This window comes from Streptomyces sp. NPDC048434 (assembly GCF_043200375.1).
GTDB lineage: Bacteria > Actinomycetota > Actinomycetes > Streptomycetales > Streptomycetaceae > Streptomyces.
Window position 1 is genome coordinate 125,152 of the sequence record NZ_JBICXQ010000008.1, and the last position, 13,543, is coordinate 138,694.

At 68.7% G+C, this 13,543-nt stretch carries 11 protein-coding genes; 10 read left to right on the plus strand and 1 reads right to left on the minus strand.

Going from position 1 to position 13,543, the window contains the following annotated elements; translation table 11 throughout:
- Positions 1 to 97: 97 nt before the first annotated feature.
- The 4 genes from ACGFWI_RS12025 (at position 98) to ACGFWI_RS12040 (ending at position 4,503) form a co-directional block, all read left to right on the plus strand.
- Positions 98 to 1,144 carry a 2-hydroxyacid dehydrogenase gene (locus ACGFWI_RS12025; protein WP_393905833.1) on the plus strand — a complete coding sequence of 349 codons (1,047 nt, stop codon included), beginning with the start codon at positions 98 to 100 and terminating at the stop codon, positions 1,142 to 1,144.
- Positions 1,145 to 1,150: 6 nt separating this feature from the next.
- Positions 1,151 to 2,650, plus strand: a complete 1,500-nt coding sequence (locus tag ACGFWI_RS12030) for an FGGY-family carbohydrate kinase (protein WP_393905834.1) — start codon at positions 1,151 to 1,153, stop codon at positions 2,648 to 2,650.
- 252 nt (positions 2,651 to 2,902) lie between these two features.
- Complete coding sequence (locus ACGFWI_RS12035; protein ID WP_393905835.1) at positions 2,903 to 3,661, plus strand: DeoR/GlpR family DNA-binding transcription regulator; 759 nt, start codon at positions 2,903 to 2,905, stop codon at positions 3,659 to 3,661.
- A 182-nt stretch (positions 3,662 to 3,843) separates the two neighbouring features.
- Complete coding sequence (locus ACGFWI_RS12040; protein WP_393905836.1) at positions 3,844 to 4,503, plus strand: ATP-binding protein; 660 nt, start codon at positions 3,844 to 3,846, stop codon at positions 4,501 to 4,503.
- A 260-nt stretch (positions 4,504 to 4,763) separates the two neighbouring features.
- Here the strand turns inward: ACGFWI_RS12040 and ACGFWI_RS12045 are convergent, their stop codons facing one another.
- Complete coding sequence (locus ACGFWI_RS12045; RefSeq protein WP_393905837.1) at positions 4,764 to 5,492, minus strand: TetR/AcrR family transcriptional regulator; 729 nt, start codon at positions 5,490 to 5,492, stop codon at positions 4,764 to 4,766.
- 384 nt (positions 5,493 to 5,876) lie between these two features.
- Between ACGFWI_RS12045 and ACGFWI_RS12050 the strand changes: the two genes are divergently transcribed.
- The 6 genes from ACGFWI_RS12050 (at position 5,877) to ACGFWI_RS12075 (ending at position 13,495) form a co-directional block, all read left to right on the plus strand.
- Positions 5,877 to 7,352 (plus strand): MFS transporter, encoded by a 1,476-nt coding sequence (locus tag ACGFWI_RS12050; RefSeq protein ID WP_393905964.1) that lies wholly within the window; start codon positions 5,877 to 5,879, stop codon positions 7,350 to 7,352.
- Between the two features lie 455 nt (positions 7,353 to 7,807).
- On the plus strand, positions 7,808 to 9,547 hold the full coding sequence (locus tag ACGFWI_RS12055) for a PKD domain-containing protein (RefSeq protein WP_393905838.1): 1,740 nt from the start codon (positions 7,808 to 7,810) through the stop codon (positions 9,545 to 9,547).
- A 450-nt stretch (positions 9,548 to 9,997) separates the two neighbouring features.
- On the plus strand, positions 9,998 to 10,081 hold the full coding sequence (locus ACGFWI_RS12060) for a putative leader peptide (protein WP_393905965.1): 84 nt from the start codon (positions 9,998 to 10,000) through the stop codon (positions 10,079 to 10,081).
- Positions 10,082 to 10,580: 499 nt separating this feature from the next.
- Complete coding sequence (locus ACGFWI_RS12065; RefSeq protein WP_393905839.1) at positions 10,581 to 11,651, plus strand: ABC transporter substrate-binding protein; 1,071 nt, start codon at positions 10,581 to 10,583, stop codon at positions 11,649 to 11,651.
- Positions 11,652 to 11,654: 3 nt separating this feature from the next.
- Positions 11,655 to 12,551: an ABC transporter ATP-binding protein gene (locus ACGFWI_RS12070; protein WP_393905840.1), complete on the plus strand. Its 897-nt coding sequence runs from the start codon at positions 11,655 to 11,657 to the stop codon at positions 12,549 to 12,551.
- Entirely contained in the window at positions 12,548 to 13,495 is a 948-nt protein-coding gene (locus tag ACGFWI_RS12075; RefSeq protein ID WP_393905841.1) for an ABC transporter permease, read from the plus strand. Before ACGFWI_RS12070 ends, ACGFWI_RS12075 begins: the two co-directional genes overlap by 4 nt.
- Positions 13,496 to 13,543 lie beyond the last annotated feature (48 nt).

Here is a 13,543-nt window from a genome sequence, read left to right on the forward strand (position 1 = left end):
TCCTCGCGATCCGCCGCACTCCCACAGCCCCGGCGACACCGCGCTCCCACCGCAGGCCCCCGGACCCCGGCGCTGCCCGAACATTCAGGAGGTTCCCATGCACACACTCGTCGTCGGTGACCAGTTCGTCCCCGCCGCCCTCTACGTCGACGCCCTGACCGAGGTGTGTGGCCCGCGCTTCGGCCCGGTGCGTACCGTCGACTGGTCCGGCACCAAGGCCGACCAGCACTCGGCTCAGCAGACCATGGAACGCAACGGCCCGGCCGCTGTGCCGGTACCCGGCGAGATCATCGATGTGCTCGACGACGCGGAAGTGCTCGCCGTGCACTTCGCGCCGGTCTCACGGGCGGTACTTCAGGCCGCGCCGAAACTGCGGGCCGTGTGCGTGGCGCGTACCGGGCTGGAGAACGTCGACATCGCCTGCGCCACCGACCGGGGCATTGCCGTGGTGCCGGTGTTCGGCCGCAATGCCTCAGCCGTCGCCGAACTGGCGCTGGGGCTCATGCTCACCGAAGCCCGCGACATCGCCCGCGCGGACGCGTCGGTCAAGGCCGGTGGCTGGCGCAAGGACTTCGGCGGCCCGGGGCACGAGGTCGGCGGCAGCACCATCGGACTGGTCGGCATGGGCCACGTAGGGCGTGAACTGGCCCGAATTCTACGGGGTTTCGGCGCACGCCTCCTGGTGCACGACCCGTACCTGCCCGACGCGGTGATCGCCGAGCACGGTGCGTCGCGAGCCGATCTGGACACCGTCTTCCTGGAGTCCGACTTCGTGCAGATCCTCGCCCGGCTGACACCCGAGACCGAAAGGTTCATCGGACGCCGACAGTTCGCGCTGATGAAACATACGGCCTTCTTCATCAACACGGCCCGCAGCCGGCTGGTCGACACCGACGCCCTGTACGAGGCGCTGGCCGCGGGCAGCATCGCCGGAGCGGGCCTGGACGTGCATGACCAGGAACCGCTGCCCGCCGACAGCCCCTGGCGTGCACTGGACAATGTCACGCTCACCACCCACTACGCGGGCGACACCGTGACCACGAACCTGCGCTCGGCACGCCTGGTCGCGCAGGCCGTCGACGAGTTGGCACGCACCGGCCGATGCCTCGACGCGGTCAACGCGCGCGAGCTGGAATGGGTGTAATCGGACGTGCGGAAGCTGTTGCTCGGTGTGGACGCCGGCCAGACCGTGACCAAGGCGGTGCTGTTCGACGCCGCCGGACGGCAGGTGGCGAAGGGCAGCATCAAGGTCCCGCTGCACACCCCCCGTCCGTGCTGGGTGGAACGCGATATGCAAGAGGTGTGGCTGGCCGCGCAGCAGGCCATCCGGATGTGCCTGGCCGAGGGCGGGGTGACGACAGGGCGAGAGGTCGCGGCGGTCGGCCTTTCGGGCCACAACGACGGGCTGTACGCGGTCGACGAGCGCTACGAACCCGTGCGGGGAGCCATCGTCGCCATGGACACGCGCGCCCACACGGTGCTCGACCGCTGGCGGGACACCCCGGTCTGGCAGCAGGCGCTGGAGTGGTCCGGTCAGGTCCCGTTCGCCGCGTCCCCGGCGGCCGTGCTGGCCTGGTTGAAAAGCCACGAACCGGCAGTGCTGGAGCGGTCCAGGTGGCTGATGTTCTGCAAGGACTGGCTACGCCTCAAGCTGACCGGCGAGGTCGCCACCGATCCCACGGAGGCGAGTGCGTCCTTCACCGACGTGCATACCCACGCCTACTCCACGCAACTGCTGGATCTGTACGGACTCGGTGAATTGGCCGGGAAGCTGCCGCCCGTCCTGCCCTGCGACGCCGTGGCCGGGCGAGTCACCGCCGAAGCCGCGGCGGCGACCGGACTCACCGTCGGTACACCGGTCGTCACAGGTGCGCACGACGTCGATGCGGCGGCGATCGGCATCGGCGGCATCACGCCCGGAGACCTCTGCTTGATCGCCGGGACGTTCAGCGTCAACCAGGTGGTCAGCGACCGCGTGGTGATCGACCCTCGCTGGCAGGTACGCAATTTCGTCCGTCCGCACCAGTGGATGACCATGTCCACCTCGCCCGCCTCGGTCGCCAGCCTGGAGTGGTTCCTGCGGGTGGTGGATGTGCCCACGGCGTCCGGGGAGAGCGTGTACGACGTGATCACCCGAGAGGTCGGCGCACACCTTGCGGGACCGTCGGAGGTGCTGTTCCACCCCTTCGTCTACGGCTCTCCGCACAGCTGGCCCGCTTCCGGGACGTTCCTGGGCCTGCGTGGCTGGCACACCCGTGGCCACTTGTTGAGGGCGCTTCTGGAGGGCGTCGTGCTCAACCACCGATGGCACGTCGATGCCCTGTCCTCGGCGCTTCCCGTCACCGGGGCGACGCGGCTGACCGGCGGCGCAGCACGCAGCGAGACCTGGTCCCAGATGTTCTCCGACGCGCTGAACCGGCCGATCGAGGTGCCCCGCGTCGAGGAGAGTGCGGCCCGCGGTGCCGCTCTGCTCGCCGGTATCGCCATCGGGCTGCTCTCAGGAATCGATGACGCCCGTGCCCTCACCACGGCCGGCCGCTGCTACGAACCGGAGGCCGGCCGAGTCGCGGTACTGAGCGAGACCTACCAGGTGTATCTGGCGGCCATTGATGCTCTTGGTCCTGTCTGGAGCCGGCTTGCCGCCGACTGAATCCGCTGACGATCAGATGCCGAAGCGCCGTACGGAAGGCGGGCCAGGGCCGGGCATGCACGGATGAGCCCGGTGGCGGACGGGATCCGGTCCGCGGACTCCATGCTGGGTTCCCGGCGGAGGCGCGACAGACTTAACAGAGCTTCGGCAATAGATCACGTAAATTGTGAAATTTATTGCCCGAATATCTTGCTTACCCTGATGTCGAGGCGTAAACCGGAGCTAATGAGTCTCTAACGGCGGTGAAACCACATGTACGCGGAAGAGCGTCATCAGCTCATCGTGGAGCGGGCCCGGCACGACAGCCGGGTCGAGGTCACCACGCTGGCTGCCGAGCTCGATGTCACCCCGGAGACCATTCGGCGCGACCTGACCACGCTTGAGCGTCACGGTCTGCTCCGCCGGGTACACGGCGGAGCCATCCCGGTCGAGCGCTTCGGATTCGAGCCCGCACTCGCCCATCGCGCGACCATGCTGACCGAGGAGAAGCAACGCATCGCCACGGCGGCGCTTGCCGAGGTCCCCGAGGCCGGCGCCATCCTGCTCGATGCCGGCACCACCACCGGACGCCTGGCCGATCTGCTGCCCGACCGCGAGCTGACCGTCGTGACCAACGGCCTGGCCATCGCGGTTCAATTGGCACCCCGTCCCCACATCAACCTCTTCCTCGTCGGTGGCCATGTGCGCACACGCACGCAGGCCACGGTCGGCGAGTGGACCCGTGCCCCCCTCGCCGTCACCTACGTGGACGTCGCCTTCATCGGCACGAACGGCATCTCGGTGGAACGGGGACTGACGACCCCCGACACCACCGAGGCAGCCGTTAAGCGAGGCATGATGGCCAGCGCCCGGCGCGTCGCCGTCCTCGCCGACCACACGAAGTTCTCCATCGACCACTTCGCCCACTTCGGCCATCTGGACGAGGTCGACGTGGTCATCAGCGACTCGGGGCTGGACTCCGCCCTCGCCGACGAGCTGGCCGCTGCCGGTACCCGGGTGGTGCGCGCATGACCATCGCACCACCCACCGACCAAGCTCGACGGCATGCGGCAGTCCCGGGGAGGCATTCGGGCCCCGCCCCGAAGCCGGGTTCCCGCTCTCCCTCGTCGGCGCACTGTGAGTCGCCGTCACCCGTGGGCACACAGCCCGACGGTTACGGCGCCTTGGCAGCCCCTGACCATGGAAGTGACACCATGTCCGACACCGTGCCCTGCCCCAGGGCCACCGGCACGCAAGGCGTCTCGACACACGGCACGCCGCTGCCCACCCTCGTGCCACGATCCGCACAGCACGCCGTGCTGACACTGCCTGCGCGGGATGCCGGAGTCCGCAGCGCCCGGCACTTCACCGCCACCCTGCTCGCCTGGTGGCGCCTGCCCGACGACGAGCAGGACACCGCCGCGCTCATCGTGAGCGAACTGACGACCAATGCGGCTCAGCACGGGCACAGCGACATGACGCTCCACCTGGCCCTCGGCCCGGACCTGCTGCACATTGCGGTGGCCGACCACGGAGATGTGGGCCGGCCGACGACGTCGCCCGCCGACGACGATCCCGACGAGCACGGCCGCGGCCTTCGCATCGTGCACACCCTCGCGGCCCGGTTCGACATCCACCAGGACAGCTCCGGCTGGCAGGTCCACGCCAGCCTGCGGATCACCCAACCGCAAGCCGCCGCGGACCGCACCACCCCCCGTAAGACGCCCGAGGGAAGAGGCCAGGCCGGCAATCCACCACCCCGGCCGCGACGCCACGCGTACCAGAGCGGCACGGTCGGTACCGCGGACGGTGACCGCCCGGACAGCAGACGCCACCGGCCATGGCTCCCGGCGTACAGGCCCGCAACCTCCTGACGGACCTCAACCTGCCGCTCTGATCCGGGAGATGGGTACGGCGGCGGAGCATCGAAGAACTGGGCGAGGCAAGAGAAAGGGCGCCTGACCCGGGTTTCTGTCCGTCAGGCGCCTTTCGCTCGCCCCGAGCGCATTCCGGCGGGTCCACACCGGGCACAGCCAGCACGCGATCCCGGCGTGTCGCAGGTCGTAGGGCCGCGTGGGCAGGCCGGACGTGAGCTCGTGACAAGCCGGCACGGGGGCAGACGCGGGGGGCGACTTCAGCGTTTCGTCTGCGCCTCGATTCCATCGAGCAAAAACTCCAACCCGACCGCGAAGTTGGCGTCCCAGTCGTCATCGGCGAGGTAATTGTTCGCGACAACGGTCGGGTATTGGTCGCGCTGGCTCTCCAGGTATGCCTGGCCCAGCCGTGTTTCCTCAGCGGAGAGCTGCAAGCTGGACTGGGTGGCCGTGGCACCCATCACGTGGTTGTACAGGGCCCACGTCGCGGCGTTGAGACGCTTGTCTGTCAGTCCCGCGCGCAGCAGCGCGGATTGCAGGAATTCCATCCAGGTCAGGAAGTTGGGTCCCATCAGCGGCCGTTGCCGCGACGGCACGGTGGCTGCCCAGGGGTGTCGCAGCATCGCCTGTCGCCAGCCGTTGACCAGGGTCGCGATGTCGTCCCGCGGATTCCGGGCGTGGTGAGCCGGGACCGGGGTCTCCCCGAAGATCGCGTCGACCGCGAGATCGATGACGTCGCCCTTGGTCGCCACGTGCCAGTACAGAGTTGTCGCACCCACCTGGAGGCGTTCGGCCAGACGCCGCATCGTGAGCCGGTCCATCCCCTCCTCGTCCAACAGGGCGACGGCCGCATGGACGATGCGGTCCCGCGTGAGCGGTGGTTCCCCTTTTCTGCCACGTGAGGGCCGAAGCCAGACGTTGCCGGGGCCACCGCCGGACTGGCTCCTCGTGCGCTCTTTGTCTGCGATGACGTTCGCCTCCAGAATCACGCGGCTCACCCCCCAGGGCGCACTACGCGTTACCGATTGTTCGCGGTTGAGTTTGGCATGGCCGGGCACCCGGTCCGAGCCCTTCGGGTGCCCCTCACGACCTACGGCGTGCACTCGGCCGGACGGCGTTCCGACCGGTCGCACCCGTCCGGATGCCGTGTGCCCGCCCGCGCCGACCCTCCCTCCGGTCCGTGTCCGCAACTACTGCGGGAAACCCACAACTCCGCTGCTCACACGTCTGCTTAGCGCTCCCGGGCCGCTCCGCGAAAGGCGTCCCGCAGCCACCTTCTGTCATGGCCCGCTGCACAGAGTTGTAGTAGCGTCACCGCCACTAGACCAACGTTCGAGTCACCCGACCACTGTGCGAGAGTTGTTGTGACAGACATTCAGCAAGAAACTTCGGCGCCCCCAACTCAGCCCGCGAAGCGCTGGTGGACCCTTCCTGTAGTGAGCCTTGCTCAGCTGATGGTCGTGCTGGACGCGACCATCGTGAACATCGCACTCCCCTCGGCACAGCAGGACTTGGGGATGACGGACGCCGACCGGCACTGGGTGATCACGGCGTACGCCCTCGCCTTCGGCGGCTTACTGCTCGTGGGCGGGCGCGCGAGCAGCGCTCTGGGCCACCGGCGGTCCTTCGCCATCGGCCTGGTCGGCTTCGCGCCGGCCTCGGCGCTCGGCGGCGCGGCAAACAACGCGAGCACGCTGTTCGCCGCCCGTGCGACACAAGGCGTCTTCGCCGCGCTTCTGGCCCCGGCGGTACTGTCCTTGCTGATCCTGACCTTCACCGACGGGCGTGAGCGCGGAAAAGCCTTCGGTGTCTTCGCAGGCGTCGGCGCGGGCGGGGCGGCGCTCGGCGTGGTGGCGGGCGGACTGCTCACCGAGTACGCAAACTGGCGCTGGTGCCTCTACATCAACGTCCCGATGGCCGCGATCGCCCTGATCGGTCTCCCACTCATCCTGCGGGACCGCCCGAGCGGCAACCTGCGCCACCTCGACGTCCCCGGAGTGCTGCTCAGCGCGACGGGTCTCGTCTCGCTCGTTTACGGCTTCACCCGGGCCGAACCACAAGGATGGGACGACCCGAAGGTGCTCGCCCTACTCATCGGCGGCTTTATCCTGCTCGGCCTGTTCGTCTTGGTGGAGGCCAAGTCTCAGCATCCGCTGCTGCCGCTGCACATCCTCGTCCACCGGGCCCGGGGCGCCGCGTTCGTGTCCGTCTGCGTGATGTTCATCGCTATGTTCGGCTTCTACCTCTTCGTGAGCTACTACACGCAGACGATCCTCGCCTACTCACCCGTCAAGGCGGGCATGACGCTGCTGGTGAACGCCGTCAGCACCACTGTCGGCGCGATGGTGATCGCCGGGAAACTGCACCGCCGGGTCGCCCCGAACATCCTGATCGCGGGCAGTTTGCTGTCCTCCGCAGCCGGGATGCTGATCCTCACGCAGCTGGAAGTGGACAGCTCACACGTGTTCCTGGCGTACCTGACCCCGTCGATGATTCTGACCGGAATCGGTCTCGGCTGCCTGCTGGCGACGGCGACGAACATGGCGACGGTGGAGCTGAACCCGGCTGAGGCGGGTGTCGCCTCGGCGGCGTACAACACGGTGCAGCAGGTGGGCGCCGCGTTCGGTACCGCGCTGCTCAACTCCCTCGCGACGAGCGTCACCACGTGGTACCTCAAGGACCACGCGAACCGTCCGGAAGCCGGCAACGTCGGGACCGTACATGGCTACACGGTGGCGCTCTGGGCGGCATTCGGCATTCTCCTGGGTGGCGCGCTGGTCGTCGGCCTGTTCTCCCCAGGTGGTCAACGAACCACCCCGTCAGCTGCGGTGCTCAACACGTCGAACTAGGCCGAGAAGCAGCCGAACAGGAGAGATGAGTCATGCCGGGTAACCAGGTGGCCGCCACCGCTGCTTGCGGTTTCGTACCGGTCATCGACTTGTCTTCAACGGACACAGTTCCCACAGGCTTGCGGAGTTGGGCGTCACCGCAGTCGAGGCGGGTCCGCGCCTCCTTCAGGCCCGTGCCGTCGAGGACGGCCGCTTGGGGCCTTGCGAGCGCACCCCATAACTGTGGGTAAGTGATCAGTTTCACTCGGCATGGAGCCCCGCCCGGAGTCCATGCCGGTCGCCTGGCTGCGATCATCCCTACCGATGCGGGGTTCAGTTGACTCCGTACGGAGCGAAATGACGGCTGAGGCAGGGGTGTTGGCGTGAGATTAGTGTGGTCGCGGTGGGTTGGGCCGAGGCGGGCGGGCAGCGGTGCGGGGCCCGGTCCGGGCGGGCCGGGGGTGGCCCGTCGGTGGTTGACGGGGAGGCGTTTCGCGGCGGTCGGCGCGGTCGTCGTGCTCCTGGGCCAGCTCCTCGGTGGGCTCCCCGCCGCGGCGCAGAGCAGCGCCTTGCCGGGATCGGCGTTCCCCCTCGTCCTCGACGTGGACTTGACGCCGAATCCGGTGTGCAGCGGGCCCGTGCACGGTCGGGTGGAGGTCTACGACCCCGCCGCTGCGAAGGCCGGGGCCACCGTGGAGTGGCGCGTCCGCGCCGGCGACGAGCAGTTGGCCGGCGGGCGCCTCGACATGGCCGCCCGGGTCGGCACGGCCGAGTTCAGCATCCCCTTCGACCGGGTGCCCGCAACCGAGACCGCCTTGCAGGTCGATGCCCGCATCGCCGGCTCGTCCGGCGGCCCTGCACCCGGCCGCTACGGCAAGGTCTGGCGGGACACGGTACGCCGGGGGTGCCACCCGGTGCGGGTGGCGTCCGTCGGTGACTCCGTGGTCTGGGGTCAGGGTCTGGACCACGACCAGAAGTTCCCTTATCTGACAGGGCAGTTGCTCGGGCGGGAGACCGGCCGGGGCCATCAGCACATGGACTACTCGATCTCCGGCGCGGTGCTCGACGCGCCCGAGCTGCCCGCGGGCAACGATGACGCGGCCTGTCTGCACACGACGGAGAAGCAGGACCCGGACGGAGACGGGGAGATGGAGTTCGGCGAGGTCACCCAGCAAATGCCGGACGTGTTCTGCCAATTGGAGAAAGCGGGCGCACAGGCACGGGCGGGCGGCTACGGTCTCGATCTGGTCGTGATCAACGGATGCATCAACGACCTCGATCCCTTCTTCGGCATCGGTGTCGGCATCACCCCCGGCTCGGAGAACCTGCCCAAGGCCGTGAAGCGCGAGTGCTCCGGTATCGGCGCGGCAGCGGAGAACCCGGCCAAGGACGTGCCCTACTTCAGCGGCGCGAAGGTCGGATACGGCGGACGCGGGATGCAGAAGGCGATCGAGAAAGCCCATTCGCTGCCGGGGCGGCCGAAGGTGGTCGTGGCCGACTTCTACTACGCGCTGAGCCGCAGCAGCTCTCCGATCCCGGTGAAGAACTGTTCGGCCCCCGGAGTCGCCGGGGGGCGGCTGGCCTCCTGCAAGAGCGCCCTCGGCAGCGTGGCCGAGCGCTACGAGCAGTACACACAACTGGCCAATGCCGCCTACCATCAGGCGGCGGCCTCGGCCAACAAGGCGTCCACGGACGGTCCGTACGCGGTTGCCGCCGACGGACTGTTCACCGTGGACAATGCCCTTCTCACCCGGGACTCCAAGGTCTGGAACACTCCGGTGTCCGACCCGGCGTTCCCGCTGCGCACGCGGGCCTGCCCCGAGCTCAGCCCGACTCCGGCGCAGTGTTTGACCGCGGCCGTCGCTCACCCCGACATCGAGGGCGCCCGGCAGTACGCCGACGCCTTTCTTCTCAACCCGAGTGTGCGCGAGTGGTTCCATCTCCCCCGGCAAGGGCCGCGGGCGCAGCTGAACGTCCCGGAGAACGCGCATGCCGGCAGTGAGGTGCGCATGTCGGTGACGGTGAACGGAAAGCCGCCCGCCGTCGGGTACCGCTACCACTGGTACTTCGGCGACGGTACGCAGCGGGAGACCGGCGAGGCAGCCGTCACCCATGTCTTCGACCGTAAGGGGCCCTGGCTGCCGCGTCTCGTGATGACCGGTCGGGATGGAGGGAAGGTCCTGGTCGAGGCGCCCCGGGCCGTCACCGCGGACTGAGGGCTCCGTCCGAGGGGCGGCTCGCAGACGCGGGCCGCCCCTCGGCATGTCCGCCCCGTCACCCGATTTCACCCATCGGCGACAACCGTGGCGGGGGCCGTTCTGTTGGGTCCGGAACCCTTTGGCCGGGGGCGGGACCGTCATACGCGCCTTGCGGCGGCTGCGCCGGCAATGACCAGCGCCGACACCGGCCGCCCGGCAATACGCCCCCGCTGTCCGTTCCCGCTTGCGGTTCCCGCTCTCCGTTCCTGCTCCCGGTTCCCGCTCTCCGTTCGGCCCCGCGTCGACGACGCCATGAAGGGCAGTGCGCGCGCGGGGGCCATCGCGAAACGGGGTGTCTTGGCCCGGTTGTGAACGGCGTGCTTCACGCGCGTGACAGGAAATTCGGAGTGTGAGACGCATCCGGAAGAACCGTTGACGTGGCTTATTTTCGCTGCCAACCTCTCGGGTGTGAGCCAGTCCGAGAAATTCGCCGCACGCCTGCACGTCGATCTGCGACGTCAGGCCAGCGCCATCTGTGCCGCTGGTCGCTAGTCCTGCCGACCGGCGCCGCCTCCTGACTCCTTTCACGGTTGATGTGCACGCCAGGCCACTGATGCGGCCGATGGCGGGTAACGCCTGCTGATCCCGGCTGTCCGCGTCATCGGACGGCCGTACGGCAGAGCCGTCGGCGCCGCGGTTCTCTCGCCCGCTTCCGTGAATGGCGGGATTTCTCGCAGGCAACTCCGGGCGATTCCCCTTTCCCCCTTTCCCCCTTTCCCCCTTTCCCCCTTTCCTCCTTTCGGTGTTCGTCCTGCCCTGATGAGAACCCCGGGCGCACCACTTCCGGCCGGGGTGCCCCTCATACCGAGGAGCAGGCCTTGACGTGGGTTCTCCCATGTCGGAAACCCCGTACGCGGACTTCCGAACCGCCTTTGTGGCCGACCAGGCGGTGAGCGAGGCGGACGCCGCCGCGCAGCACGTCAGTCCTCCTCTACTCCAGCAGCTCAGGAACGCACACCAGCCGCTCCACCGATCCCGAACAGGACCTTTCATGACCACGCTGAACGCATCGACCCGACGACAGTTCCTCACTCTGCTCGGTCTTTCGGCGGTCGCGGTGAGCTGCGGCACGACTGCGACCGGAGCACCCGGCAAGGACCAGACCAAGACGCTCCGGTATCAGGGCTGGGCGGGCCAGGTCACCTTGCCGGAGCTGGCCGAGGATCTCGGCTATCTGGAGGACGTGAAGCTGAAGTGGGTCGGCAACACGATCAGCGGACCGCAGGACATCCAGTCCGCGGCCACGGGCCAGATCGACTTCGGCGGGGCGTTCAACGGCGCGGTCGTCAAACTGGCCGCGAACAAGGCCCCCATCAAGGCGGTCATCAGCTACTACGGCTCCGACAAGGGCGCCTACAACGGCTACTACGTGCTCGATGACAGCCCGATCCGCTCGGCCCACGACCTGGTCGGCAAGAAGGTCGGGATGAACACCCTCGGCGCCCACGCCGAGGCGCTGCTCGACACCTATCTGGAGCGGAGCGGCTTGTCCCAGGGGCAGGTGGGCAAGGTCGAACCCCTGGTGGTGCCGCCCGTCAACACCGAACAGAGCCTGCGCAAGCGCCAGATCGAGGTCGCCGTCCTCGGCGGCATTCTGCGCGACAAGGCCCTGGCAAAGGGCGGTATCCGCCCGCTGTTCACCGACTACCAGCTGCTCGGCGCCTTCAGTGCCGGCACATATGTGATGACGGACCGCTTCCTCGCGCAGAACCCCGACACCGCGCGGACCTTCGTCACCGGGGTGGGGCGGGCCATCGAGTGGTCGCGGTCCACTCCGCGCAAGGAGGTCATCGCCCGGATGACGGACATCGTGAAGAAGCGGGGCCGCAATGAGGAAGCCGATCCCCTGCAGTACTGGAAGTCGTTCGGCGTCGCCGAGACGGCAGGCCGTATCACCGGCAAGGAACTCCAGCTCTGGATCGACTGGCTGGCCAAGCGCGGCGACATCCAGAAGGACCAGGTAACGCTCTCCGAGCTCTACACCAATGAGTTCAACGCCAACCGTGGCGGCGGCGCACCGTCCGCTTCGCCGTCCTCCTCCGCCGCGAAGAGCGGGAGCTGACCCATGCCGGAATCCACCACACCCAAGATCGCGTTCGAAGGCGTACGGAAGGACTTCACCGTCAAGGAACGGGCGGGGAAGCGCCAGGGCAAGAGCCGGGCAGACAAGGACCGTGCGGGACAGGACCGTGCGGGGGCACGCTGGGCAACCACCCGGCTCACCGCCCTCGACGGCATCGACCTGGAGATAGCGGCGGGCGAGTTCGTCGTCCTGGTCGGTCCCAGTGGCTGCGGGAAGTCGACTCTGCTGGATCTGCTCGGCGGTCTCGCCAGTCCCACCGCCGGGCGGATCCTCCTGGACGGCGAGCCCGTCACGGGCCCGGGGCTGGACCGCGGAATCGTCTTCCAGCAGTACGCGCTGCTGCCGTGGCGCACGGCGCAGGGCAATGTCGAGTTCGGCCTGGAGGCCACCGGGGTCCCGCGGCGCGAGCGCGCCGCACGGGCCAGGGAGTTTCTGGAACTGGTCGGGCTGTCCGGGTTCGAGAACCGCCATCCGCACGAGCTGTCGGGCGGGATGCGGCAGCGGGTCGCGATCGCTCGCAGCCTCGCCTACGACCCCGATGTGCTGCTGATGGACGAGCCGTTCGCCGCGCTGGACGCCCAGACCAGGGAGTCGCTGCAGGACGAACTGCTGCGGATCTGGCAGCGCACCGGAAAGACGGTCGTCTTCATCACGCACGGGATCGAAGAGGCCGTCTATCTGGGCCAGCGGGTCGCCGTCATGACCTCCCGGCCCGGCCGGATCAAGCAGGTCGTACCGATCGCCTTCGACTCCCGCACGGCGACGGACGACCTGCGTTCCAGTACCGAGTTCGCACGCTACCGGCACGAAATCTGGTCGCTGCTGCACGACGAGGTGGCCAGGGCCCAGCAGTTGGAGAAGGAGGAGGTTTCCGTATGAGCCCCGCGATCGGCACGAGCACCGCAACCGGCACGAGCCCCGCGGCCGGCCCGGACCAGGCCGTTCCCGGCCCGGCCCCTGCCCTCCCCGCGCCCACGCCACCCCGGACACCGCCACCGGGCCGGCGCCGGGAGCCCGGAGCGGTTGCGGTCCGCTTGCGCCAAGCCGCGCGTCGGCTGCCGTCCCTGCTCCTGAAGGGGGCCACCAAGACCGCTGCCATCGCCGCCCTGCTGCTCCTCTGGGAGGCCGCGCCGCGGCTCGGCCTCGTCGACCGGACGTTCCTGCCGCCGTTCAGCGAGGTCACCGGTGCCTGGTGGGAGCTGGCGGCCGACGGCCGGCTGGCCGACAACGCGGGCGCCAGCCTGGCACGGTCGTTCAGCGGATTCGGTCTCGCGGTGGCCGTCGCCGTGCCGCTCGGTCTGCTGATCGGCTGGTACCGGCCGGTCGCCGACCTGCTCGGTCCGCTGCTGGAGGTGTTCCGCAACACCGCCGCACTCGCCCTGCTGCCGGTCTTCGTGCTGCTGTTGGGGATCGGCGAGACATCAAAGATCTCCATCGTGGTGTACGCCTGCGTCTGGCCGATCCTGCTCAACACCATCAGCGCCGTACGCACGGTCGACCCCACGCTGCTCCGCCTCGCCAGGTCGATGGACCTGTCCGCACGACGGGTGTTCCAGAAAGTGATCCTGCCGTCCGCGGTGCCGGTCATGTTCACCGGTATCCGGCTGGCCGGAGCGGCCTCGATCCTGGTGCTGGTCGCGGCCGAGATGATCGGCGCCAAGGCCGGTCTGGGCTATCTGATCAATGCCTCGCAGTACAACTTCGCGATCCCGCAGATGTACGCGGGCATCATCACGATCTCCGCCATCGGCGTGGCCTTCAACCAGTTCCTGGTGACCGTGGAACGGCGGCTCAGCTCCTGGCGCGTCCCGACTGCCGGCTGACCCGGCCGGCCCGGCGCCCCGCCCGGCCCACTCACCCCCGCTCCGAGG

Bases quoted from the DNA above. Each gene is read 5' to 3' on its own strand.
- ACGFWI_RS12035 (WP_393905835.1), top strand. From the start codon at position 2,903: ATGTACGCGGAAGAGCGTCATCAGCTCATCGTGGAGCGGGCCCGGCAC.
- ACGFWI_RS12070 (WP_393905840.1), top strand. From the start codon at position 11,655: ATGCCGGAATCCACCACACCCAAGATCGCGTTCGAAGGCGTACGGAAG.
- ACGFWI_RS12075 (WP_393905841.1), top strand. From the start codon at position 12,548: ATGAGCCCCGCGATCGGCACGAGCACCGCAACCGGCACGAGCCCCGCG.
- ACGFWI_RS12040 (WP_393905836.1), top strand. From the start codon at position 3,844: ATGTCCGACACCGTGCCCTGCCCCAGGGCCACCGGCACGCAAGGCGTC.
- ACGFWI_RS12025 (WP_393905833.1), top strand. From the start codon at position 98: ATGCACACACTCGTCGTCGGTGACCAGTTCGTCCCCGCCGCCCTCTAC.
- ACGFWI_RS12065 (WP_393905839.1), top strand. From the start codon at position 10,581: ATGACCACGCTGAACGCATCGACCCGACGACAGTTCCTCACTCTGCTC.